The 25,632-nt window shown below is 71.6% G+C and carries 25 protein-coding genes; 13 read left to right on the top strand and 12 right to left on the bottom strand.

The window, feature by feature from the left end; all coding sequences use genetic code 11:
• The first annotated feature begins 67 nt into the window (after positions 1-67).
• Positions 68-1,447 (top strand): NAD-dependent succinate-semialdehyde dehydrogenase, encoded by a 1,380-nt coding sequence (locus tag ACZ6S0_RS41730; protein ID WP_465924862.1) that lies wholly within the window; start codon positions 68-70, stop codon positions 1,445-1,447.
• Positions 1,448-1,595: 148 nt separating this feature from the next.
• Here ACZ6S0_RS41730 and ACZ6S0_RS41725 read toward each other — a convergent pair whose 3' ends face one another.
• Together ACZ6S0_RS41725 and ACZ6S0_RS41720 are read right to left on the bottom strand one after the other, a co-directional pair.
• Positions 1,596-1,967 (bottom strand): DoxX family protein, encoded by a 372-nt coding sequence (locus ACZ6S0_RS41725; protein ID WP_465924861.1) that lies wholly within the window; start codon positions 1,965-1,967, stop codon positions 1,596-1,598.
• A 47-nt stretch (positions 1,968-2,014) separates the two neighbouring features.
• On the bottom strand, positions 2,015-2,722 hold the full coding sequence (locus ACZ6S0_RS41720; RefSeq protein WP_465924860.1) for a class I SAM-dependent methyltransferase: 708 nt from the start codon (positions 2,720-2,722) through the stop codon (positions 2,015-2,017).
• Between the two features lie 257 nt (positions 2,723-2,979).
• Between ACZ6S0_RS41720 and ACZ6S0_RS41715 the strand changes: the two genes are divergently transcribed.
• Entirely contained in the window at positions 2,980-3,168 is a 189-nt protein-coding gene (locus ACZ6S0_RS41715; protein ID WP_465924859.1) for a hypothetical protein, read from the top strand.
• A 176-nt stretch (positions 3,169-3,344) separates the two neighbouring features.
• Here the strand turns inward: ACZ6S0_RS41715 and ACZ6S0_RS41710 are convergent, their stop codons facing one another.
• Positions 3,345-3,941, bottom strand: a complete 597-nt coding sequence (locus ACZ6S0_RS41710; protein ID WP_465924858.1) for a YciI family protein — start codon at positions 3,939-3,941, stop codon at positions 3,345-3,347.
• A 151-nt stretch (positions 3,942-4,092) separates the two neighbouring features.
• Between ACZ6S0_RS41710 and ACZ6S0_RS41705 the strand changes: the two genes are divergently transcribed.
• Positions 4,093-5,208, top strand: coding sequence for a MerR family transcriptional regulator (locus ACZ6S0_RS41705; RefSeq protein WP_465924857.1), 1,116 nt, complete (start codon positions 4,093-4,095; stop codon positions 5,206-5,208).
• A 39-nt stretch (positions 5,209-5,247) separates the two neighbouring features.
• Here ACZ6S0_RS41705 and ACZ6S0_RS41700 read toward each other — a convergent pair whose 3' ends face one another.
• A complete protein-coding gene (locus ACZ6S0_RS41700; protein WP_465924856.1) occupies positions 5,248-5,724 on the bottom strand; it encodes a MarR family winged helix-turn-helix transcriptional regulator in 477 nt (158 codons plus the stop codon).
• 109 nt (positions 5,725-5,833) lie between these two features.
• Between ACZ6S0_RS41700 and ACZ6S0_RS41695 the strand changes: the two genes are divergently transcribed.
• Positions 5,834-7,258 (top strand): FAD-binding oxidoreductase, encoded by a 1,425-nt coding sequence (locus ACZ6S0_RS41695; protein WP_465924855.1) that lies wholly within the window; start codon positions 5,834-5,836, stop codon positions 7,256-7,258.
• On the opposite strand, the gene ACZ6S0_RS41690 is transcribed toward ACZ6S0_RS41695, so the two are convergent.
• Entirely contained in the window at positions 7,253-8,032 is a 780-nt protein-coding gene (locus tag ACZ6S0_RS41690; RefSeq protein WP_465924854.1) for an aminoglycoside phosphotransferase/kinase family protein, read from the bottom strand. The genes ACZ6S0_RS41695 and ACZ6S0_RS41690 overlap by 6 nt on opposite strands.
• Positions 8,033-8,098: 66 nt before the next feature.
• Positions 8,099-9,136, bottom strand: a complete 1,038-nt coding sequence (locus tag ACZ6S0_RS41685; RefSeq protein WP_465924853.1) for a M14 family zinc carboxypeptidase — start codon at positions 9,134-9,136, stop codon at positions 8,099-8,101.
• Positions 9,137-9,616: 480 nt separating this feature from the next.
• Between ACZ6S0_RS41685 and ACZ6S0_RS41680 the strand changes: the two genes are divergently transcribed.
• Entirely contained in the window at positions 9,617-10,789 is a 1,173-nt protein-coding gene (locus tag ACZ6S0_RS41680; protein WP_465924852.1) for a M14 family zinc carboxypeptidase, read from the top strand.
• Between the two features lie 21 nt (positions 10,790-10,810).
• Here ACZ6S0_RS41680 and ACZ6S0_RS41675 read toward each other — a convergent pair whose 3' ends face one another.
• Together ACZ6S0_RS41675 and ACZ6S0_RS41670 are read right to left on the bottom strand one after the other, a co-directional pair.
• Positions 10,811-11,455 (bottom strand): response regulator, encoded by a 645-nt coding sequence (locus ACZ6S0_RS41675; RefSeq protein ID WP_465924851.1) that lies wholly within the window; start codon positions 11,453-11,455, stop codon positions 10,811-10,813.
• 11 nt (positions 11,456-11,466) lie between these two features.
• Entirely contained in the window at positions 11,467-12,735 is a 1,269-nt protein-coding gene (locus ACZ6S0_RS41670; protein ID WP_465924850.1) for a sensor histidine kinase, read from the bottom strand.
• Positions 12,736-12,901: 166 nt separating this feature from the next.
• On the opposite strand from ACZ6S0_RS41670, the gene ACZ6S0_RS41665 reads away from it, so the two are divergent.
• Positions 12,902-14,383, top strand: coding sequence for an alpha/beta fold hydrolase (locus ACZ6S0_RS41665; protein ID WP_465924849.1), 1,482 nt, complete (start codon positions 12,902-12,904; stop codon positions 14,381-14,383).
• A 22-nt stretch (positions 14,384-14,405) separates the two neighbouring features.
• Here the strand turns inward: ACZ6S0_RS41665 and ACZ6S0_RS41660 are convergent, their stop codons facing one another.
• On the bottom strand, positions 14,406-15,332 hold the full coding sequence (locus tag ACZ6S0_RS41660) for a hypothetical protein (RefSeq protein ID WP_465924848.1): 927 nt from the start codon (positions 15,330-15,332) through the stop codon (positions 14,406-14,408).
• Positions 15,333-15,511: 179 nt separating this feature from the next.
• Between ACZ6S0_RS41660 and ACZ6S0_RS41655 the strand changes: the two genes are divergently transcribed.
• From ACZ6S0_RS41655 to ACZ6S0_RS41640, 4 genes are all read left to right on the top strand, one after another.
• On the top strand, positions 15,512-16,729 hold the full coding sequence (locus ACZ6S0_RS41655) for an FAD-dependent monooxygenase (protein ID WP_465924847.1): 1,218 nt from the start codon (positions 15,512-15,514) through the stop codon (positions 16,727-16,729).
• 38 nt (positions 16,730-16,767) lie between these two features.
• Positions 16,768-17,478 carry a TetR/AcrR family transcriptional regulator gene (locus ACZ6S0_RS41650; RefSeq protein WP_465924846.1) on the top strand — a complete coding sequence of 237 codons (711 nt, stop codon included), beginning with the start codon at positions 16,768-16,770 and terminating at the stop codon, positions 17,476-17,478.
• A gap of 12 nt (positions 17,479-17,490) precedes the next feature.
• Positions 17,491-18,405, top strand: coding sequence for an alpha/beta fold hydrolase (locus ACZ6S0_RS41645; RefSeq protein WP_465924845.1), 915 nt, complete (start codon positions 17,491-17,493; stop codon positions 18,403-18,405).
• A 231-nt stretch (positions 18,406-18,636) separates the two neighbouring features.
• Positions 18,637-19,908: a phospholipase D-like domain-containing protein gene (locus ACZ6S0_RS41640; protein ID WP_465924844.1), complete on the top strand. Its 1,272-nt coding sequence runs from the start codon at positions 18,637-18,639 to the stop codon at positions 19,906-19,908.
• 32 nt (positions 19,909-19,940) lie between these two features.
• Here ACZ6S0_RS41640 and ACZ6S0_RS41635 read toward each other — a convergent pair whose 3' ends face one another.
• A complete protein-coding gene (locus tag ACZ6S0_RS41635) occupies positions 19,941-20,840 on the bottom strand; it encodes an NAD(P)H-binding protein (RefSeq protein WP_465924843.1) in 900 nt (299 codons plus the stop codon).
• Between the two features lie 81 nt (positions 20,841-20,921).
• Between ACZ6S0_RS41635 and ACZ6S0_RS41630 the strand changes: the two genes are divergently transcribed.
• A complete protein-coding gene (locus ACZ6S0_RS41630) occupies positions 20,922-21,329 on the top strand; it encodes a winged helix-turn-helix transcriptional regulator (RefSeq protein ID WP_465924842.1) in 408 nt (135 codons plus the stop codon).
• A 30-nt stretch (positions 21,330-21,359) separates the two neighbouring features.
• Here the strand turns inward: ACZ6S0_RS41630 and ACZ6S0_RS41625 are convergent, their stop codons facing one another.
• Positions 21,360-22,646: a serine hydrolase domain-containing protein gene (locus ACZ6S0_RS41625; RefSeq protein WP_465924841.1), complete on the bottom strand. Its 1,287-nt coding sequence runs from the start codon at positions 22,644-22,646 to the stop codon at positions 21,360-21,362.
• Between the two features lie 211 nt (positions 22,647-22,857).
• On the opposite strand from ACZ6S0_RS41625, the gene ACZ6S0_RS41620 reads away from it, so the two are divergent.
• Both ACZ6S0_RS41620 and soxR read left to right on the top strand, forming a co-directional pair.
• A complete protein-coding gene (locus tag ACZ6S0_RS41620; RefSeq protein ID WP_465924840.1) occupies positions 22,858-24,348 on the top strand; it encodes an MFS transporter in 1,491 nt (496 codons plus the stop codon).
• Positions 24,349-24,387: 39 nt separating this feature from the next.
• Positions 24,388-24,879 carry a redox-sensitive transcriptional activator SoxR gene (gene soxR / locus ACZ6S0_RS41615; RefSeq protein ID WP_465924839.1) on the top strand — a complete coding sequence of 164 codons (492 nt, stop codon included), beginning with the start codon at positions 24,388-24,390 and terminating at the stop codon, positions 24,877-24,879.
• Positions 24,880-24,919: 40 nt separating this feature from the next.
• On the opposite strand, the gene ACZ6S0_RS41610 is transcribed toward soxR, so the two are convergent.
• Positions 24,920-25,612 (bottom strand): hypothetical protein, encoded by a 693-nt coding sequence (locus tag ACZ6S0_RS41610; protein WP_465924838.1) that lies wholly within the window; start codon positions 25,610-25,612, stop codon positions 24,920-24,922.
• Positions 25,613-25,632 lie beyond the last annotated feature (20 nt).

Here is a 25,632-nt window from a genome sequence, read left to right as displayed (position 1 = left end):
GACCCGGCTCTGCGCCAGGACCCGACGCAAGACCCGGCGCGGGCCTCGCGGCACGGGCGGTGACCCGGTGACCGGCCGCTTTCCCGTGCTGGACCCGGCGACCGGCGAGGTGATCGAGGAGGTCCACGACGCGGGCCCCGAGGACGCGGTCGCCGCGCTCGACGCCGCCGTGGCCGCCCAGGCGGCCTGGGCCGCCGCCCCGCCGCGGGAACGAGCCGAGGTCCTGCGTGCCGCGCGGGCCGGGCTGCTCGCCCGGATCGAGGAGTTCGCGCTGCTCATCACCCGCGAGATGGGCAAGCCGCTGGCCGAGTCACGGGCGGAGGTGAACTACGCGGCGGACTTCCTGCTGTGGTTCGCGGAGGAGGCCGTACGCGTCTCGGGGGAGTACCGGGCCAGCCCCGGCGGCGACTTCCGCATCGTCACCACCCGCCAGCCGGTCGGCCCCTGCCTGCTCATCTCGCCGTGGAACTTCCCCCTCGCGATGATCACCAGGAAGGTCGGGCCCGCGCTGGCCGCCGGATGCGCGGCCGTGCTGAAACCGGCCGAGGACACACCCCTGTCGTGCCTGCTCCTGGCCCGGGTGTTCGCCGACGCCGGGCTCCCGCCCGGGGTGCTGAACGTGGTCACCACCAGTCGCCCGGCGCCGGTCGTCGAACGCCTGCTGGCCGACGGGCGGCTGCGCAAGCTCTCGTTCACCGGCTCCACCCAGGTCGGCCGCCTGCTGCTGGCACAGGCCGCGGACGGCGTGCTGCGCACCTCGATGGAGCTGGGGGGCAACGCCCCCTTCCTGGTCTTCGCCGACGCCGACCTGGAGGCGGCGGTCGACGGCGCCGTGCTGGCCAAGCTCCGCAACGGCGGCCAGTCCTGCGTGGCCGCCAACCGGTTCCTGGTCGAGGCGCCGGTGGCCGACGAGTTCGCCGCCCGGCTCGCCGAACGCATGGAGTCGGTACGGCTCGGCCCAGGCGACGACCCCAGCTCCCAGCTCGGCCCGCTGATCAACCGGCGGCAACTGGACCGGGTCGCCGCCCTCGTCGACGACGCGGTGGCCCACGGCGCCCGCGTGCTGGCCGGGGGCAAGGCCACGGGGCCGTACTATCCGGCCACGGTCCTGGCCGACGTGCCCGCGGCAGCCCGCCTCCACCGCGAGGAGATCTTCGGCCCGGTCGCGCCGATCAGCGTCTTCGAGGACGAGCCGACCGCGCTGGCCATGGCCAACGACACCCCCTACGGCCTCGTCGCCTACCTCTACACCCGGGACCTGGCCCGCGCCGTACGCGTCGGCGAGCGCCTGGAGACCGGGATGGTGGGGATCAACCGCGGCCTGGTGTCCAACGCCGCGGCCCCCTTCGGCGGCGTCAAGCAGTCGGGCCTGGGCAGGGAGGGCGGCTTCGAGGGGATCGAGGAGTACCTGTCGACCAAATACCTCGCGGTCGACCTCCATCCGTAGGCGCACGCCGCCGCGGCCGATCCGGCGTGAGTACGTCAACCCGCCTGCGTCGAAGCGCGCCCAGGTGCTGGTGGCGCTCTTGGCCGCACGCTCCGGTCGGCTGCGGGAAGGTGACTCCGGTCAGCTCCTCGCAGACCGACCGCAGCGGTCAGAAGGCGTAAGGGCCGAAGCGGCCCCAGGCGATGACACCGGACAGCGCGAGCAGGGCCACGCAGACGGCGATGCCCGACGACTCCTTGCGGCGGGCGTGGGTGACGGCCGCACCGAGCATGGTGACGGCCAGGCCGGTGGCGGCCAGCGGAGTGAGGGTTGGGGCGATGCCGGTGACGGCGGGCAGGATCAGGCCGAGGGCACCGAGAAACTCGACCACGCCGATCAGGCGGACCTGGGTGGCGGTGAAGTCCTCCACCCAAGGCATCGCTGGGCGCAGCTTCTCCTTGGACCGGATGGACTTCATCACCCCGACCAAGCCGAAAGCGGCGGCCAGGATGCCCTGCAGTATCCACAGGAATACGTTCATATCAGTAGCTCTCTTCATTGGACGATGCAGAGGCGCGTGACCAGGTGCTAGGCGTCGCGGCGCAGCGTGAACCAGAAGGTCGGCACCGAGTTGGTGCCCGGTGTGACGTCGAGTAGTTCCCAGCCGGCGAACCTGGCGCGGAGTTCGTCGGCGGTGACGCCCGCCGCCCACGACGTGACCTCGGGGATCGGATTGCCGGCCGGCTCGGGGCCGTATCCGAACATCAGCAACCGTGCTCCGGGAGCGGCGCGGTGGGTGAGCCCGGCGGCGTAGGCGTCGCGGCGGTGCAGCGGGATCCCGCAGTAGCAGCTCAGGTCGAAGAACAGGTCGAACGGACCGGGCACGTCCAGTTCGTCGAGGCGGGTGGCGTCCCCGTCCAGCAGCCGTACCGCCACTCCCGCCGCCTCGGCCTTCTCCCTGGCCTGGTCGACGGCGCGGTCGATCAGGTCGACGGCCGCCACCTCCCAGCCGTGCCGTGCGAGGTAGATGGCGTTGGTCCCGGTGCCGCAGCCGAGTTCGAGGGCGCGGCCGGGCTGCGGCGCGTCGTGCCCCTCAACCAGGGCGACCAGTTCGGGCGGCGTCACGCCGGTGTCCCACGGCGGCTTGCCGGTGCGGTAGTAGCCCTGCAGTGCGCGGTGGACGGACTCCTCCTCCTGGTCTCGCTGCGTTGAGGTCAGGTCCGGGTCCGGCTGCTGGGTGGGGTCGAGCTGGGCCATCGTCTCCTCCAAGAATCTGTAGTCGAACTCTAGTGACAAACTCTAGAGTTATACTCGCATTATGGATGGAGTCAAGCGGCCGGACAAACGAGCCGAGCGCTCACGCCGCACCCGTGAAAAGGTCGTCGAGGCGGCTCGCGAACTGGTTACGGGACGACGAGCCTGCGGGAGGTCGCGGACCGGGCGGGCGTGGCCGTCCACGGTCCACTTCGCCTTCCGCAACAGGTGCACGCTGTTCAAGGACGTTGTCGACACGTCCATCGCCGGGGACGCCGAGCCTGTCGCCACCATGGATCGTGAGTGGTTTCGCGCCGCGTGCGCCGAGCCCACCGCGGCCGGGCAAGCGCGCGCACGTGCGCGGCACCCGCGAGATCCTGGGCCGGGTCGCCCCGATCATGCCGCTGATCGCCGCGGCCACAGGCCCCGAGATCGCCGCGCAGTGGCCGGACGGCCCCGACCCGCGTCACATCGCGCAGCGGCCTTGATCTCCCAACTCTGCGCCGATCCCGGCTGAGCGGACGGACGTCACGCTCGTCCTCCGGCCCGCGATGCCGGTGGCCATCCACCTGGCCGGCCTCCTGCGTACCGGGCCGGACGACCTGGCCGACACCCAGACCGGGCTGCCGCGTGCCGACCGCTGGGGGACGGGGGAGGGGGCTCGCTACCGTCGCCCGCCGAACTCCCAGTCGTGGACCTCGACGTCGGCGTACCGGTCAAGGGTCAGGACGGCACGCGCCGCATCCGGGTCCGGCGCCCGGACCAGCAGCGCCGTACCCAGCCAGGCGGTGCCGTCGTCGGACAGCAGCGGCCCGTACGCGATCAGCTCGTCCCGGTCGGGTGGCGGGACGAGGTCGGCCGGCTGCCCCGAGCCGAAGCCCAGCACCAGATACCGGTTGCCGCCCTCTCGCCCGCCCGGGAAATCCCACATGGTGCGTCCCAGCACGTTGCGCCATCGCCGCAACATCACGTCCCGGTACACACCGGCCTGGTAGTTGGGCTCGTCGAAGGCGAAAGCGCGCGCGGTGGCGGGATCCGGCAGGTCGACGATGTGGACACTGCCGCTGGCCGTGTCACCGCCGCGAACGAGGGTCGGGCCACGGGCGATCAGTTCGGCCGCGTACCGGTCCATGTAGGTCCAGTGCGCTTCGACCAGCTTGCCGCGCAGCCCCGCCGAGTCGGGCCGATCACGGTGATAGCAGAAGAACTCCATGCCGAGAGTTCCTACCACGCGGTGCAGCGACAGCTCCCTTCGAGCCATCGATCATCTTATGAATCTACAATGTAAAGGGCGCGGGTCTGGGTGAAGTCCCCCTTTCGAAGCCCAAGGACACGGGCTTCGCCCGTCCATCTTCCGATGCGGGCAGAGAGCTGTTGACCCTCACGTGGCGTCAGGCCGCATAGTCGGTGGGGTGGAGGATCACTGGACCGTGGGGCACGTGGCCGGGTTGGCCGGTGTGAGCGTCCGCACGCTGCATCACTATGACGAGATCGGGCTCGTCCGGCCGTCGGCGCGGACGGCGGCCGGGTACCGGGCCTATTCGGCGGGTGACGTGGAGCGGTTGCGGGAGGTGCTGGCCTATCGGCGGTTGGGTTTCGGGCTGCGGGAGGTCGCGGAGCTGGTCGGCGACCCGTCCGCCGACGCGGTCGCGCATCTGCGCCGGCTGCGCGGTCTGCTGCTGGAGCGGCGTGATCGTGCTGACGCCATGGTGGCGGCCATCGACAGGGAGCTTGAGGCGCGGGCGAAGGGAGTCGAGGTGACGCCGGAGGAGCAACTGGAGATGCTCGGTGCGCGGCTGTACGACGTGATCGGCGGTGCCTACCCCGCGACGCGGCGTACCGAGCCGCGGATCGCGGCGCAGATCTGGGGCGCGCTCGGGGACGCGCGGACGGTGCTGAACGTGGGGGCCGGCACCGGCTCCTACGAGCCCGCGGACCGGGACGTGACCGCGGTGGAGCCGTCGGCGGTGATGCGGGGGCAGCGGCCTGCGGGGTCGGCGCCGTGTGTGGCGGCCGCCGCGGAGAGTCTGCCGTTCGGGGATCGGTCTTTCGATGTCGCGATGGCCGTCTCGACCGTTCACCATTGGGGGGATCCGATTGCGGGGCTGCGCGAGATGCGGCGGGTGGCTCGCCGGGTGGTGGTGCTGACGTTCGATACCGACGAGTCCGGTTGGCAGGACCGGTTCTGGCTCACGCGCGATTATCTGCCCGAGTTCGCCGTCGTCCTCGCCGAGTTTCCCTCGCTTGCCGGGATGGCCGACGCGATCGGTGCCCGTGTCGAGGAGGTGCCCGTTCCGTGGGATTGCGCTGATGGCTTGTTCGAGGCGTACTGGCGTCGACCGGCGGCGTATCTGGAGGATCGGGTGCGGCGTGGGATGTCGGTGTGGACGCGGGTGGGGCCGGAGGCCGAGCGGCGGGCGGTTCGAAGCCTGGGCGACGATCTCGACTCCGGTCGGTGGGGCGAGCGCAATGGTGACCTCGCCGGCCTCGAGGCGGCTGATCTCGGCCTTCGCCTGCTCATTGCTTGAACCGCGGCGCAATGTCGATCGGTGGGTTCGCGCTCGGGGTCATGAGGGGGTGGTGTGTTGTCGGCTGTCGTCGTGGTGGTTGGTGATGCGGACGAGGAGGTCGATCAGGTGCTGCCGGTCGGTCGGGGGGAGTGGGGCGAGGTATTCGTCCTGGGCGGTGGCGAGTAGCTGGTCGAGGTGGGTGAGTTGGGTGCGGCCCGCCGGGGTGATGGTGATGACGTTGCGTCGGCGGTCTTGTGGGTCGGGTGTGCGTTGGAGGAGTTGTCGTTCGGCGAGGTCGTTGACGATGGCGACCATGTCGCTGCGGTCGATGCCGGTGCGGCGGCCGAGGGTGGCTTGGCTGGCTGGGCCGTACTCCTCCAGTGTGGCGAGCAGGAAGTAGTGGTAGCGGCGTAGGCCGGCTTGGGCGAGTGCTCGGTCGACGATTCGGTTGGCGATGTGGGCTGCCTGGTTGGTCAGTCTGCTGGGCAGTGTGCGCATGCGCTGTGGCGGTGGTGTGCGGTCCGTGGTGGGCATGGGGGCAATTTAGCAAGTTGTTGGCCGTGCCCACGGTTGAGTGTATTGTTGGTTGTGCCAACGTTGGTTGGTCCAACATTATTGTTCGTGCAGAACTGAGGTGACTGAGATGACGGACACGGGCTCCGCCGCGGCCGACGATGTGGCGGGTCTGGGCGCGGTGGTTCGGGGGCGCACGCTGTATCCGGGTGAGGAGGGCTTCGCGGCGGCGTGCTCCGGGTGGTTGCTGACGGTCGAGCACCGGCCGGCGGTGGTCGTGGTCGCCGCGGACGCCGAGGACGTGGTCGCCGCCGTCCGGTTCGCGGCGCGGGTGGGACGTCCGGTCGCGGTGCAGTCGACCGGGCACGGCAAGTCGGTGCCCGCGGATGGGGCCGTGTTCATCGCCACCGGGGGGCTGCGCGAGTTGTCGGTGGACGCGCGGGCCGGTACCGCGAGGATCGGGGCCGGGCTGCGGTGGGGTGAGGTGCTCGCGGCGGCGGCCGAGCACGGCCTTGCGCCTTTGTGCGGCTCCTCCGATCAGGTGGGGGTGATGGGCTTCCTGACCGGTGGCGGGCTTCCGCTGGTCTGCCGTACGTACGGTTTCGCCGCCGGGCACGTCCGCTCGCTGGACGTCGTCACCGCCGATGGCGTGCTTCGTACTGTTTCGCCTGATCGGGAGCCTGATCTGTTCTGGGCGGTGCGGGGTGGCAAGGGCAACTTCGGGGTCGTGGTGGCGGCCGAGATCGAGCTGCTGCCGCTGCGTACGGTCTACGGGGGTGAGCTCCTCTTTCCGGGTGAGGACCCCGGGCGGGCGGCCCGTGTGCTGGGCTCCTATCTGGCCTGGGCCAAGGGGCTGCCGGAGGAGATGTCGTCGTCCGTGACGCTGGTGCGCTTTCCTGACGTGCCGCAACTGCCCGGGGAGTTCCGTGGGCGGGCGTTCGTGCAGGTGCGGGTGGTCTATGTGGGGGAGGAGGAGCAGGGCGCGCGGCTGGTGGCGCCGTTGCGTGCGCTCGGCCCGGAGAGGGACACCTGCGGCGTCGTGCCGTACGCGGGGATCACCGAGATCTACCCGGATCCCAAGAACCCGGTCAGTACGCACCTTCGCAGCGCGTTGCTGGGCGAGCTGGATGAGGAGGCGGTGGCGGAGCTGGTCTCGTTCATCGATCCTTCGGTGTCGGAGGGGCCGTTCCCGGGTATCGAGCTGCGTCACCTGGGCGGGGCGCTGGACCGGTTGCCCGGTCGCCCGCACGCGGTCAGTACGCAGGGGGCGGCCTTCCTGCTGTGGATGCGGTTGCCGGCTCCGGCCGAGGGCGCCGACGTGGTGCGCGGGGTCGCCGACGGGGTGCTGGAGCGGCTGGGGCGGTGGGACACCGGCGCCCTGCTGCCGGGGTTCCTGTTCGACCACGACTCGGCGCCCGAGCGGGTTCGGCGGGCCTATGGGGAGGCGGATTACCGGCGGCTGGGCGCGCTGAAGGCGGCCTACGATCCGGGCCGGCTGTTCCGGGTCAACCACAACATCCCGCCGCTCGGCGAGGGTGAGCGCGCCCGGTCATGAAGGCGGTGGGCGCGGGCGGGCGTTCGGCGGGCCGGTGTCAGGCGTTCGCCCGGCGCAGGCGTTCGGGCGCCTGCGCCCGCAGCGCGTCGCCGCGCCGGCCAGTGCTGCCTCGGGTTGCCAGGCCAGGCTGTCCCAGTCGTGCACGGTCCACACCTCCCGGCCGTGCCATCGGAGGTTCTGGGCCTCGAAGTCGGCGTGGCCCAGTACGCACGGCAGGCCGGCGGCCAGTATCCGTTCGCGGGCCCGGCGGGCCGTGTCGACGACGTACGCGGGTACGGCGCTCTGGTCCCGCTCGTCGAGGAGCCGGATCCCCGGCCACACGCCGGGGCCGGGGTGGTCCCAGCGGACCCAGCGCGGGTTCGGCAGCGGTGGTGCGACGGTCACGTCGTCGGCCAGTGCGGTCATCAGCCGGGCGAACACCTCCGCGTAGCGTACGGCGACGTCCGGCGAGTCCCCGTGCAACACGTGGCCGCCGGGGCGGTGCTCCTCGGCGTGCACGGCCAGCGAGCCGACGCCGGCCACCGGTGTGAGCGGCCGGGCGCACGAGAACCCGCGTTCGGCCAGCCGGGCCTGCGCCGCGACGCATGACGTGGCGCGGCCGTCGTCGGTGCGGGCCTTGACGACGGCTTCCCTGCCGTCGGTCAGCCGGAGACCGTACACGGTCGAGGTCTGTCGCAGCAGGAACAGCACGTGGGCGGGCTCGACGCCCAGGTGGTCGAGGCACCAGGCGGTCAGCCAGTCCGGCACCTCGTTCGTCGGCTCGTTCGTCGGCACAGTGAGGACTGTGTCATGTGTGTGGCGATTCCTCACGTGTGTCGACTCCGGGCGTGGTTCGCCGGGTCACTCCTCGTCGTCCGGGCCGACCGGCTCGCCGCGCTCGGGGATGGTGTCGGCCAGCGCCGGGTCCACGGTGGCGAGGCTGCCGTCGGCGACGGCCTGGAGCAGCGCGGACATGGAGGCGTAGGCGGTGCGGATCAGGTACCCGCCGGACTTCTGGCCGAGGTCGCCGCGCAGCTCGACCAGCAGGCTGGCGCTGCCCTGCAGGGCGAAGGAGTTGCGGGCGATGCCGGGGAGGGAGTCGCCGGGGTAGAGGCTGACGTTGGCGAAGCCGTACTGCTCCAGCGAGGTGTGCATCAGGGCCGCGACCCGCTTGCTGTCGGCGAGGACCTGCGGCGTCACGCCGGGGTTGGTGGGCCACAGGACCGAGGTGGTGTCCAGGGAGCCGTCGGGCTGGCGGTAGCTGCCCTGGTGGTGGTAGTCCACGGTGATGTCGGGCCGCCACGAGCGCACCATCCGCTGGATCGCGGCCGACTCCGGCACCGGGTTGGCCTCGGGGGACATCGCGGGGTCGTGGTAGCGGTTGATGTCGAAGCCCACTCCGGTCCGGCAGAAGGGGCCGGAGCAGTCCGGGTCGACGTTCTGCCGCTGGAACCGTTCGGTGCCGTCGGGGTTCGCGCGTACGACGACGCGCAGGGTCACGTCGTCGAGCACGTCGGTCGCCCACCCGGCCTGGGACGCGCCGATCCGCTGCAGGAGTTGCAGGGCGGCCTCCGTGCCCAGGGGCTCGTTGCCGTGCTGCTGCGTGATGTAGAGCACCTTGGCCGGTCCGGTGCCGACGGTCGCGGCCCAGATGTCGCGGCCCTCGTGCGTTCTCCCGATCGACTCGACCTCGATCGCGCCCTTGGAGCGATGCTCCAGGCGCTGGAGCGCGGCGGTCAGCTCGTCGTAGGTGTGCAGGCGCTGGAGCGAGACCTGCTGCGCGTCCTGGACCCAGGGGCCTCCTGGCGTCGGACGATCGGCCGACGCCGGGGCCGTGCCCCAGGTCGTGAGGCCGAGGACGGTGGCCAGGACAATCGCTGCCCGTCGTTTCGAGAACAAGACCAGTCTCCTTTCGATTTACCCGGCGAAGCGTTTCAGGGCGCGCGTCACCGCCATATGAGGCCGCGGTTTTCCCGATCCCGATATGGCGTCGAAGAGGGCGGGTTGGTGAATGAATGCCGGCGCGCCGTGGCCGGTGGCCGCCCAGCGGAATGGGTCGTCGTTCCTGCGTGCTTCGCCATGACCCTTTTAACAAACCCGTACGAGGCTGGCAAGTGTCCCGCAAGAGCCTGCCGAACACTCAGGAAACTGTCAGCATTCCGGACTTGTTCCGCGCCGATCACCGTGGAAACGTCGATGGTGACTTTTCGTCAGGGAGCTCCCGGCCTCCCTTGGCGGGCGTCCGGCTCATTTATGCGAGGAGCGGCAGTGCGTCTGCGTGAACAGTTTCCAGGAAAAGCCGAAGCGAACGCGGGAAACCCGTCACCGAGATTATTCGGCCGCCGGACGGGCATGGCCGCCGCCGCCGTCATGATGGCCTTGACCGCGTCGACCGCCGTCACGTCGCCCGCGCGGGCGCTCGACCGGGAGGGGCCGGGAAGCTGCCAGACGCAGGAGGATCCCTCCTGGTCCGGCTGGTCCGATCACGAGCAGGTGGGGAAGGCGCTGGCGCAGATCGAGCAGACCAGCGGCGGGCGGGTCGACGTCGAGGTCGCGGGGCGTTCCCCGCAGGGACGGCCGCTGTGGGCGGCCCGTGCCGGGACCGGTGACCGGGTGCTGCTGGTGACCTCGGCGATCCACGGCAACGAGCGCACCGGCACCGAGGCGCTGCTGGCCATACTCAAGGACCTCGGCAGCGGTGGCGATGCGCGGACACGTCAGCTCCTCGAGGACATCACGCTGGTCGCCATGCCGATGGTCAACCCCGACGGCGGCGAGCTCAACCGGCGTGCCAACGTACTGTCGTGGGCCGACACCGTGGCCGCGTTCCCGCAACTGCGGGACGCCCCGCGGGCCTGGTACCACAGCCTGAGCGGTGACGGCATCGACCTGCCGGGCTACGACCTCAACCGCGACTTCAACCCCGACCTCGGGTACGTGCCGCGGGCGGCGGACCTGCCGGGCGAGCAGACCGGCGCCGGTTTCTTCCTGTCCCCTGAGTCGCGCGCGATCCGCGACGTGTACGTCGGCCTGCGCCAGGAGAAGGGCGCCGTGGACGCCTACGTCGACCTGCACCACATGGGCCCGTGCGACCGCGTCACCGGCGGGCCCCAGGACGGCGACCTCATCACGTTCTCGCTGGACTACCCGCCCCTCGGGGTTCAGGACGGCGCCGCCTACCAGGCGCGATGGCCGGCCCTCGACCAGGACAAGTCCCGCCGGTACGCGCTGTCCGTCTTCAACGGGCTGGTCGAGAAGTACGGCGCGCAGTCGCCGCTCGCCGCCGTCGGCCGTTACTTCCACCCGGACGCGCGCGAGTACGCCGGGCAGGGCAGATCGGCGTTCGCCCTGAACGGCACCGGCACCGTCCTGTTCGAGGTCCGCGGCCAGCAGGACGATCTGGGCCAGCGGCACAAGGGCATGTTCGTCAACGCGGTGCGGACCGGGATCGAGTCGCTGATGACCGGACTGGCCTCCGGTAGCGTCGACTCCCTGGACGGTGACGCCTTCTTCGACCTGCCCGACTACGGCTGGGACACCGCCGCCGACTGATCCGGGCTCGGGCTGCCGCGCTCAGCCCTGCAGGTAGGCGAGGACGGCGAGTACCCGGCGGTGGTCGTTGTCGGACGGGGACAGGCCGAGCTTGGTGAAGATCTGCGTCACGTGCTTCTCCACCGAGCCGTACGACAGGAACAGCGCCTCGGCGATCGCGCTGTTGGAGCGTCCCTCGGCCATCATGGCGAGCACTTCGCGTTCCCTGGGGGTGAGCGTGCCCAGGGCCTGGGTCCGCCTGCTGGCGCCCATGATCTGGGTGACGACCTCGGGGTCGAGGACGGTCTGCCCGGCCGCGATCCGGTCGAGCGCGGCCAGGAAGTCCTTGACGTCGGCGACGCGTTCCTTCAGCAGGTATCCCACCCCCTGGGCGCCGCCGGCGAGCAACTGGGCGGCGTAGCGCGTCTCGATGTACTGGGAGAACACGAGCACGCCGACCTCGGGATGGTCACGGCGGAGCTGGATCGCCGCGCGCAGGCCCTCGTCGGTGTGCGTGGGCGGCATGCGCACGTCGACCACGGCGAGATCGGGGCGGTGTTCGGCGACGGCCGCCCGCAGCGCGTCGCCGTCGCCGACGGCGGCCGCCACCTCCTGGCCGCGGGCGGTGAGCAGCATGCGCAGGCCCTCCCTGAGCAGCACGGCGTCTTCGGCTATCACGATGCGCATGCGGGGTCCGTTCACAGGTGCAGGGGAAGCTCGACAGTGATCACGGTAGGCCCTCCAGCCGGGCTGTGGACGCCGATCGTGCCGTCCACGGTGCGGATCCGGTCGGCCAGGCCGTGCAGCCCGGATCCGGCCCTGATCGCCGCGCCGCCGACGCCGTCGTCGCGCACCAGCAGGGACAGCCGCCCGTCCGTCACCCGCGCGCCGACCGTGGCCTGGCCGGCGCCGCTGTGCCTGATCACGTTGGCGAGCAGTTCCGCCGTGCAGTAGTAGGCGATGGCCTCGATGGCGGGCGTGGGCCGCTCGGGCAGGTCGGCGTGGAACCGGGCGGGGATCGGGCTTCGTGCGGCGAGCGTGGCCAGGGCGGTCTCCAGCCCCTGGTCGAGCGCGGGCGGGTGGATGCCGCGGATCAGGTCGCGCAGTTCGGCCACCGTCTCCTTGGTGCCGCGGTGCGCGGTGTCGACGAGAGTGCGGGCGCGTTCGAGCCGTTCGGGGTCGTGGGCGTGCTCGAGTTCCTCCTTGGCCAGGCCCAGGCTCATGGCGAGCGTCACCAGCCGGGCCGCGGTGCCGTCGTGCAGGTCGCGCTCGATCCGGCGGAGCCGGGCGACGGCGTCGTCGACGGCCAGGGCCCGTGCCTGTTCCAGACGGCGGATCCGTACGTCGCCCGGCCCCGGCCCGAGCAGTGCCCGGGCGAGCAGCCGTTCGGGAGCCAGGGCGAGGTGCAGGCCCCACGGGGCGAGCAGCAGCAGCGCCAGCCCGGCCACGCTCATCAGCGCCGCCCCAGGAAAGCCGGAAGGGGACAGGGACGCCAGGACGGAGGACTGCCCCCACCAGGGGTGGCCGAGCAGGAGCAGGCCGCCTCCCCACGATCCGGCGGCAGCGGCGCAGGCGGCCCCGGCCGCCGGCAGCCGGAGCAGGCCGTGGATGACGGCACGCCATCCCGTCACGTCGCCGAGCGCCGCGACGAGCCAGTTCGCCGGACCAGGGCCGGAGCGGAACGCGGGGGGATCGGCCACCCGGACCCCCGCCAGCGTGCGCGCCAGCCGCCGGTTGGCCGCGCCGACGCCTCTGGCCGCCCGCACGCTCAGGGCCAGCATCGGCACGCCGACGAGGTTGGCCGTCAGGAGAACGCTCAGCAGCACGAGGACGAGATGGGCCAGGCCGATCACCGCCATCGCCGGCAGCAGCAGCGTGTAGGCGATCTCACGCCGGGCCCGCCGCTCCCACGGGGCCGTGATCAGCGCACGCCACCGGCCGAAGCCGCCCTCCGACCGTCCGCCCATGTTCCTCCTCGCCCGGCGGCGCCTGACACCGATCATGGTCACCTGCCGACAGCCTGACGGACGCTCACCCGCGGGTACAGCCGGACAGCCCCCGGGGGACATCCCGAAGCGACACGGAGGACGTCCCCGTGGTGTGTGCGCGGGCGGTGCCGCCACAGTGGTCGCCATGACGACGAACAAGCAGCGGCGCGGGCGAGGCAGGGCCGGATGGCTGGTCGGCGGTGTGGCGGTGGCGGCGCTGGCGGGCCTGACCCCGGCGGCGACCGCCGACAGCACCACAGGCACAGACGCGCGAGTGGCCTGGCGGGACTGTACGGGCCAGGAGATCCCCGAGGGCATGCGGTGCGCGGCCATCGAGGTGCCCGTGAACTGGGCGGAGCCGGACGGCCCCAAGGTGCGGCTGGACCTGGCCCGGCTGCCCGCCACCGAGCCCGCGCGCCGGATCGGCAGCGTGCTGGGCGTCCCCGGCGGCCCCGGCGCCAAGGGGATCGACGACCTGAAGCACGCCGCCGGCGACCTCACCGAGCTGCGGCGCAGGTTCGACCTGGTCGCCTACAACCCCAGGAACACCGTGTGGCGGGACACGATGCCCGCGTCCTGCATGCGGCCGGGGACGACACTGTCCGAGCCGCGCACCCAGAAGGACTACCGGACGCTGGTCGCGGCGATGACCAAGGCGTTCAACGCGTGCCAGGCCGCGGACACGACCGGCCTGTTCGCCCACCTGGACTCGCTGTCGGTGGCCAGGGACATGGACGCGGTCCGCGAGGCCCTGGGCGAGGAACGGCTGAGCATCATGGCCAACTCCTACGGCGGGGTGCCCGCCGCCGCCTACGCCCGGCTGTTCCCGCAGCGCATCCGCGCCGCGTACCTCGACGGAACGCTCAACCAGGCCGACGGCTGGCCGGATCAGGGGCTGCGGACCCTGCCCGTCGTGGAGCAGGTCTTCACCAGGTTCACCACCTGGTGCGCGGCCACCCCCGCCTGCGCGTTGTACGGTGAGGACGCCGGGGCGATCTGGCGCGAGCTCCTGCGTGACGCCGATCGCACGCCGATCCCGGTCACGACGCCCGAGTTCGGCGAGGGGAAGCTGACCGGGTGGCACCTGCGGAGCTTCGGCTTCGGCGTCGACCCCGGGCCGGGCAACGCGCGCTGGCTGTCCTTCGCCGAGTCGGTGGACAAGGCCCGTAACGGCGACGGGTCCGGTTTCGCCTACTTCGCCCTCGGCAACGCGCGCGTCTGGGCCGCGCCTGGGGCGCTGGCGATGACGTGCGCGGATGATCGCGGCTACACCGGCTACGCCCAGCTCGACAAGGTACGCCGTCAGGCGCGCGAGGTCTCGCCGACTTTCGGGACGGCCGCCTTCGACGCGCTCGGATGCGCCGCTTGGCCGCTGCCGGTCGCCAACCCGTCGCGCCCGCTGCCCGCTCGCGGGCTGCCGCCGTTCCTGGGGGCCGGCAGCACGTGGGGCGACTACGTATGGACCGAGAGCTTCACCAGGATGATCCCGGGATCGGTGACCGTCGCCTACGACGGGCCCGGCCATGTCCTGTACCTGTCGGGCAAGAAGTGCCCCATCGAGCACGCCACCACGTACCTGACCGAGCTGAGGCTCCCCGAGCCGGGCACCACCTGCCCCGCCGAATGACCACCCCACCGGCGGCCAGGCGCTACGAGGATTTCTCCGGCTCCCAGGTCAGGCGGGCGATCTCGGGAACCTTCGGCAGCTCGCTCGTGCCGACCGGGCCGTCGAAGGCGTACTGCACCCGGTGCATGGCCCATCCGGGGGCGGTCTCCTCCATCTGGGAGTAGACGGGAAGCAGCGTGTCCGGGTCGACGAGGCGGACGATCTTCAGCGCGGGGTCGCCGCCGAGCCAGCCGTACGGATGGGCGGCCACGTCCACGTCGGCGGTCTTGACCGCGTCGCCGAACAGGGCCGCGCCGACCTCCGAGCCGCCCAGCTCTATCTGCCGCACCGTGACGTCCAGGCGGAGGTACGGCCTGCCGTCGCGCCGTACGGTGGTCAGGGCGTCGCCGCGGATCAGCCCCTTGTACGCGGCGAGCGTCTCGACCATGATGTCGGCCTGCTCCTCGGTGAGCCCGCCGACGCCGAGCCCGTCGTTGATCCACACCGGGTCGATGAGGCTGGGGCACTTGCTGCCCCTGTCCTCCCAGGGACTTTTCGCGTCGGTCCAGAACCGCTCCGTGCCCTCGGCGCAGCGGGTGGCCCAGGCCACCCGGGAGCGCCCGCCGGTCTCCGTGACCGAGGTCTCCTCCAGCTTGATGGCCTTGGACCGGTAGTCGAAGGCCGAGACGACCACCTGCCTGCTGCCGCCCGGGTAGAAGTCCTCGCGCTTGTAGTGCTCCTGGACCGTGGCGATCACCGGCTGGACGGCCTGGCGGCGCAGCGACTCCAGGAAGACGCTCCTCGGGTCCTGGCCAGGGGTTGGTCCCGGCTCAGACGGACTGGGCCCGCTCTCGGGCCCGGTCTGGGCGGCCGAAGGGCTGGGGGAGGCGGCGGGCGTGGGCCGGAGGGCCGCGCAGGCCGTGCTCCCGGCGAGAAGGACACAACCCAGGACCGCGCTCCCGCGCCTCAAGGCTCGCCGAAGAATCGTGCGTTGCAGCATGTTCTCCATCAGTTCCGTGGATCTAGGGGTCTTGACACGTGTGGGCAATTATGCCGACACCCGTGTGCCGTTCATCAGGCCGCGGTGAGTGACGCACCTCACTGAATAGACGAAATGACGAATCTGGTCAGTGCGTCTAGCATCGTGGCATGACCACCAAGACGGAACGAGGCCGCCGGGCGCTTGTCGTCGGGCTCGGCGTGAGCGGCATCTCGGCGGCACTGGGGCTCAAGCGCGCCGGCTGGACTCCGGTCCTGATCGAGAAGGCGGCGCGGCGCCGCTCCGGCGGCTACTTCGTCGGCCTGTTCGGCGCGGGCAAGTCCGCCGCCCAACGGCTCGGCATCCTTGACGGACTGCACGACAGGACCGCGTTCGACGGAGTCACCCACGACATCGACCGCTTCGGCGCGTGGCGGCGCGGCCTCGGATTCCGCGACATCCCGGGCGAGCCGTGGCTGATGCTGCGCGGCGACGTCGAGCAGGCCGCGTTCCAGGCGCTGCCCGGCGACGTGGAGATCCGCTACTCGACCGTGCCCGCCAAGATCGAGCAGGACGCCGGCGGCGTGGACGTCACGCTGACGAACACCGCTGACGGCGGCACCGTCACCGAGCGGTTCGACCTGGTCGTCGGCGCCGACGGCCTGCGGTCCACGGTGCGCAGGCTGGCGTTCGGCCCGGACGAACGCTATCTGCACCGGCTGAACTACATGATCGCCGCGTTCCAGCCGCCCGGCCGGGTCGGCGACCTCGCCCTGCGCGACGGCTGCACGCTGCTGGAGCCCGATCGGTCGCTGTGGGTGTTCTCGTTCGCCGACCACCCGCCGACGGTGTTGATGGGGTACCGGACCGGCGACGTGGACGCCGAGTTCACCGAGCCGCCGGCCGTCCGGGTGCGCAAGGCGTTCGGCCCCGGGCCCACCGGCGACCTGCTCGGCGCGGCGCTGGAAGCGCTGGAGGCCACCGACGAGGTGCTGTTCGACTCGGTGGAGCAGGTGCACATGGACCGCTGGCACAAGGGACGGGTCGTGCTGGTCGGCGACTCGGCCTGGTGCGTCACCCTGTACGCGGGCATGGGCGTGTCCGCCGGGCTGGCCGGGGCCGACCTGCTGGGCACGATGCTCGGCCGTCACGGCGACGTCGGGCGCGCGCTGGCCGAGTGGGAGCGCCGGCTGCGGCCGTACCTGGACTACTACCAGCGGATGGGCGTACGGCAGACCGCGATCTTCACGCCCAACCGCAAGCAGATCAGGATGCGCCGGGTGATGATGCGGGGCAGCACGATGCCGGTGACCTCGACGCTGCTGCGGTTGCTGCAAACCCACAACAAGTCCGGCCGAATGAAGGAAACAGACATCGCGCGGGCATAATCTCAGGCTGGCGCGGGCGCGCCGACGAAGGGATGATCATGGCGGCACTGGCTGAACAGGACTCCGGCAGCGCGGCACGCATCCTCGCCGCGGCGAGGGAGCTGGTGCTCAAGCGCGGCATCAAAGGGCTGACCGTCGCGGAGATCGCCGAACGGGCCCACGTCGCCAAGGGCACCGTGTACCTGCACTGGAGCACCCGTGAAGACCTGCTGGTCGGCATGTTCGCCCGCGACTTCCTCGCCATGCTCGACGGCCTCACCGAGCTGATCACCGCCGACCCCGACGTGGCTCGTCCCAGCCGCCTGCTGCCGCTGCTGGTCCGGAACACGGTCGAGCACCCGTTCGTCCGCGCGCTGCAGATCGAGGACGCCGACCTGCTGGGCGCGCTCACCCGGCACCCCCGTACCACCGGGCTCCGCGAGGACCTCGGCCCGGCCGCGCTGATGTACATCGCGCTACCGGTGTGGCGCGAGCACCGTCTCGCCCGCACCGACTGGACGCTCGACGACCAGGCGTACGCGATGGACGCCCTGCTGTCGGGGCTGCTCATCGCGGCCACCGGGGAGCGGGCGCTGGCCGCGGTGTCCGTGGCCGACCCGGCCGGGGTGAGCGCCGCGGCGGTGACCGCGCTGCTCGGGCCGGAGACGCCCGGCCCCGGCGACGTCCAGGCCACCGCCGACGCGGCCCTGACCGCGATAGCGGCCAAGCGGGACGTACTGCTCGACTCCATCGGCAAACGTGAGGACTAGAGGAGACACGTCGTGCCGCAACACCGTCACGTCCGACTCAACGGCATCGACCTGCACGTCGCCGAGCAGGGCGAGGGACCGCTCGTCCTGCTGCTGCACGGCTTTCCCGAGACGTGGTACGCCTGGCGGCACCAGCTCGGCGCGCTCGCGGACGCCGGCTACCGCGTGGTCGCGCCCGACCAGCGCGGTTACGGCGCCAGCGACCGTCCCGGCGGCATCGACCAGTACTCGATCCTCCATCTCGTCGGCGACGTCGTCGCGCTCATCCGTGAGCTGGGCGAGGAGCGGGCCGTCGTCGTCGGCCACGACTGGGGAGCCATGGTCGCGTGGAACACCGCGCTGCTGCGCCCCGGGGTCGTGCGCGGCGTCGTCGGCATCAGCGTGCCACCGCTGCCGCGCGGGCCGCTGCCGCCGCTGACCGTCACCAGGCGGCGTTTCGGCGACGACTTCTACCAGAACCACTTCCAGCGGCCGGGGGTCGCGGAAGCCGAACTGGGCAGGGACGTCGCCGCCACCCTGCGCCTGACCTACGCCGGCGTCCGCAACCCCGAGCCCTCCGGCGGGTTCCTCGGCCTGTTCGCCGAGCCCGACACGCTGCCGGCCTGGCTCACCGAGGAGGACCTGGCGACCTTCGTCGAGCAGTTCACCGAGAGCGGCTTCACCGGCGGCCTGAACTGGTACCGCAACCTCGACCGCAACTGGGAGCTGACCGCCGCCTGGCAGGACGCCCCGATCACCCCGCCGTCGCTGTACATCAGCGGCGAGAACGACGTCGTACGCCACTTCTACGCGATGGACGACGCCGCGCGGGCGATCGTGCCCAACCTGCGCGCCGTCATCGACGTGCCGGGATGCGGCCACTGGACCCAGCAGGAGCGGCCCGAGGTCGTCACGGACGCGCTGCTGGACTTCCTGCGCGAACTGTGAGCACACCAGGGCGCGCCCTTGGCGGAGGCGCGGGAACCGGATTGTTCGGCGTGGCGCGGCGGGCTGCCAATCAATGACGGGTGCGTTAGACAGGGCTGGTCGGGGGTTCTGGGTCGGCCGCGTCGTGCGGGTGCCGCAAGCGGCGGACGCTTTCACGAGAGTTCACGCCGACGGCCACGGGGTCCGCGACCACTGCAACCGAAACAGACCCGCGGAAGAGGCCGTATGCCCATGACGATCCGACACCGTGTCCTCGCCTCCTTATGCCTGATCGCCGCGACGCTGGCCGTGCCCCGCCCGGCCGCGGCGGACGTCACCGGCCCGCCCGTGCTGAACGCGCCCGTGTTCAACGACCCGCTGGCCGAGTCGGGCGTGCCGGGCACGCCGAGCGCCGGGCAGTCGGCCATCCTCGACCAGTTGATCCGGCTGATCCGGGCCGCCGAGCCGGGCAGCGACATCCACTTCGCCTGGTACGCCTTCGCCAACGGCCAGCGTTCCACCGAGGTGGCGGAGCAGCTCGTCGCCGCGCACGCGCGAGGCGTACGGGTCAAGGTGATCCTCGACAGCATGGAGAAGCTCGGCGCCGACAAGCTGCCGTACAACGACGCGGTGACCGGCACGCTCAAGGCGGCGCTCGGCACGTCGGAGTCGGCGGGCTCCTGGGTGATCCGCTGCGAGTATCCGGACGAGAGCGCCGTCGACCGCGGCTGCATCGCCAGAGACTACCTGCACAGCAAGTTCGCGCTGTTCTCCCGCCTCATGGTGGACGGCGCCGCGCACGCGAACGTGGTGTTCCAGACCTCCTCGAACCTGGCCGACTGGGACATGTACAGCGCGTTCCAGGACGCGTACACGTTCACCGACGCCGCCGTCTACGGCGCGTACCGGCAGTACTTCTCCGACCTGCAGGCGGGCCGCCGCAAGCCGGTCGATCCCGGCTACTCGTGGACCACGCCCACCGGGACCGCGCACCGGGCCACGTTCTTCCCGCGGCGGGCCACGGACCCCGATCCCATCGTCAACGTGCTGAAGCTCATCGAGTGCGGCTACGACGACGGCGGCGTCCGCCGGCAGACCGACATCCGGGTGGTGATGCTGGCCTTCAACAAGCACCGGGTGGCGATCGCCAACGAGCTGCTGCGGCTGCGCGGCGAGAACTGCTGGGTGGACGTCGTCCACTACGAGGACGCCTCCACAGACGCCACCAAGAGCGTGGACGCCACCGTCCGCGAGGTGCTGGGCAGGACGGTGAACGGGCGCAGGATCCAGGTGACGCCCTGCCGCATCCCGGCCGGCTCGCGCAGCGTGGGCGTGCACAGCAAGGTGATGATGATCGACGGGTACTACGACGACGACATCACGCCGCGCGTGTACACGGGCAGCGCGAACTTCACGCACCTGGAGAACTCCGACGACTCCCTCGTGCGCATCGCCGGCCGCGATGTCCACCAGCAGTACCTCACCTGGTTCTGGCACGTCCGCGACACCTGCGCCGCAGGCTAGCAGCCACCTGACCGTCGGGGCTCACCTGCCGCTCATGGCCGGGGGACGGGACCACCGTGAGCAGCCCTGACGGCCTGGAGGATCTGGTCGCGTACGAGGCGGGGCCCGGCCGGAAGGAGGGCGGTCAGATCGGTGTCGCGGGCGTGCAGGTATTCGGCGTGGAGATTGGCGAACAGCGAGAGCGTGTGCGTGATCCGGTACGGCTCCAGGCCGCTGCCGGCCAGTGCCTCGCGCGTGCTGAACAGGGAGATCGGCTGGTATCCGACCGGACGGCCCAGCGCCTCGCCCAGCACCTCGGCGAGGTCCTGACCGCCGAACGCCTCCACGCCTTCCAGCTCGTAGGTCCTGCCCGCGTGGCGGTTGCGGCGGCCCGCGACGAGGTCGTTCTGGATCTCCGCCACGACCCGGACCGCGACGTCCGCCAGGTCCTCCTTCGCCACGACGGAAACCCGGCCCGCGCCGAACGCGGCGGCGAAGACGCCGGTCCCGACGGCTGACGCGGCGGCGACGGCGGCCAACCCGGCCGGAACCTCGGCATAGAGCCCGTTGCGCAGCACCGTCACCTCGAACGCGGCCTCGGCCAGACGCGCCTCGGTCCAGCGATGCGGCAGCGCGATGGTCATCAGGCTGCCCGAGCCCGCCAGGCTCGTGTAGACGACATGCCGCACGCCCGCGGCCTCGGCCGCGTCCACCACGGCCCCATGGCGGGCGAGGACCACGTCGTCCTCGGCGTATCCGGCCGAGACGAACACCAGGACGTCCACGCCTCGAAAGCCGGAGGCGAGCGAGGCCGGGTCGTCGAAGTCGATCCGGCGTGCGCTCACCCCGTCACCCGAGCGGGTGCCGCCGACCACGTCAAGGCCGTCCTCGCCGGACAGGCCACGGAAGATCAAGCCGCCGAGCCCGCCGGAGACGCCGGTGACGAGAATCATCTGATGCTCCTTGATGTTGACGCAGGTGGGAACATCAACGATCATCCGCGCCGGACCGCGGCGCCGTAAGGAGGCACTCTCGTGTCCGTCACGAACACGGCGGTAAGCCCACAGGTCAACGGCACTGCTCCCGGCGGACCGTGCGGCGATGACGACTGCGGGATCCGCGACGTGCTCGACCGGCTCGGTGACCGATGGACGGTGCTGGTCCTGGTCGAGCTGTCCAAGGGAACGCGCCGTTTCCGGGAGCTCGAACGGGCGATCCCCGGCATCTCCCAGCGAATGCTCACCCTGACCACCAAACGGCTGTGCCGCGACGGGCTGGTCGAAAGGACCGTCTATCCGACCACCCCGCCGCAGACCGACTACCGGCTCACTCCGATGGGCGGCAGCCTGGCAGGCATAGTGTCCGCGCTGGCCGACTGGTCCCGCGACCACAAGGACGCCATCGCCGCCGCCCGCAGCGGCTGGGACCAGGACCATGGGTAGGCACGCCGAGGTCGCGGTGCTCGGGCGCCTCTACCGGGCCAGGCCGCGCAGGCCGTCCGAGGGGAAGAGGGTGAGCGCGGGCTGCGCCGTCTTGGTCCGGGCGTCGCCCGGCCCGCACGCCGCCACCAGGGCGTAGCGGTTCAGTGCGGCGTCGATCGGGCTGGGCTCGAGCTGGCCGTTCTCGTCGACACGCTGGTACTTGGTGAGGTTCATCCCGAGCGACACTTGCCGCTTGCCGTCCGGCGTGGACAGCGACAGCGTGGTCATCCCGAACACGGCTCCGTCGTGCCCCCAGAACCGGCCGCACGGCAGATCGAGGGAGTAGAGGCCCAGGCCGTACGCGATCGCCCCGCCGCCCGCGAGCACCGGCACCGTCTTCTGCATCTCGGCCAACTGCGCCGATTCGATCAGCCGGCCGCCCAGCAGGGCGCGGTAGAACCGGTTGAGGTCGTCCATCGTCGAGGTGACGGCGCCGGCCGTGTAGGCCCATGACATGTTGTAGACGCTGTAGTCGCGGGGCGGGTCGATGAGGCCGTACCACGACTCGTACGCCTTGGAGTGCGGCCCGGGGATGTGCGGCGTGCGCGGGAAGGACGTGTGCCGCAGGCCGGCCTTGCGGATGACGTTGCGGGTGATGTACTGCTCGGCGTCGGTCCCGGTCACCTTCTCCAGCAGCAGCCCGGCCAGCACGTAGTTGGTGTTGGAGTACGAACCGGGCGTGGCGCCCGGCTGCCCGGTCGGGGCCGCCGCCAGGCCGAGCCTCACCAGCTCCTCCGGAGCGATGTCGCGCAGGCGCTCGTCGTCCAGGCTCCTGGTGGAGCCCTCCAGCAGCGAGGGGAACGCCGGGCCCACGTAGTCGCCGAGATGGCTGGTGTGGTTGAGCAGCATGCGAACGGTGATGCGCTGCCCGCGCTCGCCCGGGACCAGGTCGGGCAGGTAGCGGCCGATCGGGGCGTCCCGCTCGACCGCGCCGCTGGCGACCTGCTGCAGGATGGCCACCGCGGCGAACGTCTTGCTGATGCTGCCGACGCGGTGCACCATGTCGGGGCGTACCGGGCGGTTGGTGTCCACGTCGGCCACGCCGGAGGCGCCCCGCCACGTCTGGTCCTGGTCGCGGACCTCCGAGTAGATGCCGTACAGGCCCGCCTCGTGGACGGCGTCCAGGGACTCCCGCAACGCCTGCCGGTCCAGCCCGCCGGCCTGGGACGTCGTGCTGACGTCGGCCGTCCGGGCGACGGCCGGCCCGGTCAACGTTGCCACGGCGAGCAGCGCGCCCGCGCCGGCCGCTACGAATTTGCTGAGTCGGCGTTGAGTCATGGCCGACATCATGATCGAACCGGGCGGGCGGGGTAAGTCCGCTCCGTCACCAGGTTCGTATGACAGCCGTCATGTCACGGGTTGCGGAAAGCGACTTCGGGGTGAGCCGGGACAGCGGTCGGATGCCTGCTGACCAGCGCATTTGACCTCAACCGCAGTTGAGCTGATGGGCTGTTCGCCAGAGTCCGAGGACCAGAGAAGGCGAGCAGAGTTGAACACCACCACCGACACGTCCCAGCCCCCGCCCACAGCCGATCGGCCGTCTCCGCTGACACTCCCGGTGGTCCTGGTCGGCGTCGTCCTCGTGGCGATGTCCATCTCCGGGACCGCGGTCGCGCTGCCGAGCATCGGCCGCGATCTCGACACCTCGGGGGCCCCGCTGAACTGGGTCGTCGCCGGATACAACCTGGCCTTCGCGGCCATGACACTCATCGCGGGGTCGGCCGCCGACCGGATCGGCCGCCGGCGGGTGTTCATCACCGCGGCGCTGGTCTTCGCGGCCGGATTCCTCGCGACGGCGCTGGGCCCGTCGATCATTGTCATCGACATCGCCCGCATCGTCTCCGGCGCCGGCGGCGCCGGGATCATGGCAGCCGGCGGCGCCATACTCGCCTCCAGCTACGACGGCGCGGCCCGCAACCGGGCCTTCGCCCTGATGGGCACCATGGCCGGAATCGGCATCGCCATCGGCCCCACCCTGTCGGGGCTGCTGATCGACGCCACGGGCTGGCAGGGTGGTTTCGCGGTCTTCACCGCCGTCGGCCTGCTGGTGGCCCTGGGCGCCACCCGGGCCCGCGAGTCCCGGGCGAACGTCAGCGGCCCGGTCGACTGGGCGGGCAGCGCCCTGTTCGTCGGCGCGCTGTCCCTGCTCATGTTCGCGCTCCTGGAGGCGCCCGCGCTCGGCTGGCTCCATCCGGGCATCCTGATCACCGGGATCGCCGGCCTGGCCGCCCTGGTCCTGTTCGGCGTCGTGCAGCGGCGCAGCCCCGCTCCGGTGCTGGCCCCCGCCCTGGTCGCCAACCGGGGCTTCATGGGCTGGAGCCTGGCGACCCTGACCACCTCGATCGGGTTCCTCGGCGTTCTGGTCTTCCTGCCCACCTACCTGCAGGCGGCGGCGGGGCTGTCCCCCTCGGCCGCGGGGGTGGCGATGCTGCTGCTGACCGCGCCCGTCCTGGTCGCGCCGATGGTCGCGGTGACCCTGGTGAACAAGGGCGTGTCGGCCCGCCTGCTGATCGTGATCGCCCTGGCGCTGGTCGTGGCCGGGAACTTGTGGCTGACGGCGCTGAACGCCGACCACGCGGTCGCGGCCGTCGCGGCCCCGCTGGTGATGATCGGCATCGGCATGGGAGCCTCCTTCGGCATCACCGACGGCCAGGCCATGGCCCTGGTCCCGGCGGACGACGTGGGCATGGCGGCCGGATTCCTCAACACCCTGCGGGGCGCGGCCGAGGCTCTCGTGATCGCCGCGTTCAGCGCCTCGCTGGTCGGCCTCCTCGCCGCGAAGCTCGGCGACACGAGCCGCGCCGCCGCGGTCGGTGCCGGACGCCTCACCAGCGGGGCCGAGGCCGCGGAACTCGACGCGTTCACCTGGTCCTGGCACCTGACCCAGCTCGGTGTGGGGCTACTCTGCCTCCTGCTGTCGGTCGTCGTGGTCACCCTCCTGGCCCGGGGCCGCGCCGCGACGCCTCAGGGCACTGCCTGACCCACACCGCTGTCTCGGTCACGACGAAGGAGAGCTGCCGTGCGCGCCAGTCCAGACGACCACCTCACGATCGGTGAGATCATCCGCCGGACCGGCGTGTCCGCCTCCGCCCTGCACTTCTACGAACGCAAGGGCCTGATCTTCAGCGAGCGCGGCAGCGGCAACCAGCGGATCTTCTCCCGGCACATGCTCCGCCGGATCTCCCTGATCATCGTGGCCAAGCGCCTCAACATCCCGCTGTCGCACGTCGCCGAGGTCTTCACCACCCTGCCCACCGATCGGGCCCCCACCCACAAGGACTGGCAGCGGGTCTCCCGTATCTGGAAGCGGCAGCTCGAGGAACGCCGCCGAGCCATCGAGGTCCTCGAACAGGAGCTGACCGGCTGCATCGGCTGCGGCTGCCTGTCGATGAAGGCGTGCCTGCTCCTCAACCCCGACGACGCCCTCGAGGGCCAGGGCCCCGGCCCGGTACGGCTCCAGGAGCCCAACCTCGCCCTCCCTGACGGACCGTCCGCCCGACGAGCCACGTGATCAGAGGTCAGGGCCGGGGACCGCGCGCCGGGCCGCCCGCTCAGGGGCGGCGGCGGAGCCGTCCCCAGAGACGGCGTCCGGCAGGCCGGGCGCGACGTCCGAAGCCGGTGGCGTCGAGCACGGCGTCGAGGAGGGAGAACAGCACGGCCACTCCTCCCACGAGGGCGGCGTTCACGAAGCCCGTGGCAGGGGCGTCGTTCCCGGCCGGGCGCGGGGTGATCCGTCCGGCCGGATCCCAGCGGACGGCGATGACGGCGCCCGCCTTCGCCACGGAGGTGTCGGTCGTCATCGCGTCGGGACGGGCCTGCGGGCAGGCCAGACGGTACTCGTAGTAGGTCTCGGCGCGTGTGGAGGTCCACGTGCTGCCCGGGTCGCCGGGGGAGGTGCCGGGACGGTGGTGGGTCTCGGTGACGGTACGCTGCCGCGGGGTCTCCTGCCGTACCAGGCACTCGCTCACCCTGCCGCGCTCGGCCAGCGCCTGCCGCGTCACGGCCTCGTTGGCGAGATCGAGGCACAGGACCAGCGGCGCGGCCACCGCGAGGCTCAGCAACGCCCGGCCGCACCCGAAGAACGCCACGGCGGTCAGCGCCAACGCCACGACCAGGCCGAGGATCCACAGCACCACGCCGACCCAGCCGCCGGGGCCGTAGACGTTGACATAGGCCCACCCGAACGCCGCCGCGACGGCCAGCACGGCCGGTGCCGCACGCCACAGAACGTTCCTCAGGCCCACGGAGCGGAGTGTCCTGCGGG

It is taken from the genome of Nonomuraea sp. NPDC051298 (assembly GCF_055586305.1).
The sequence above is the reverse complement of the archived record's forward strand: the minus strand, read 5'-3'. Positions and strand labels throughout refer to the sequence as shown.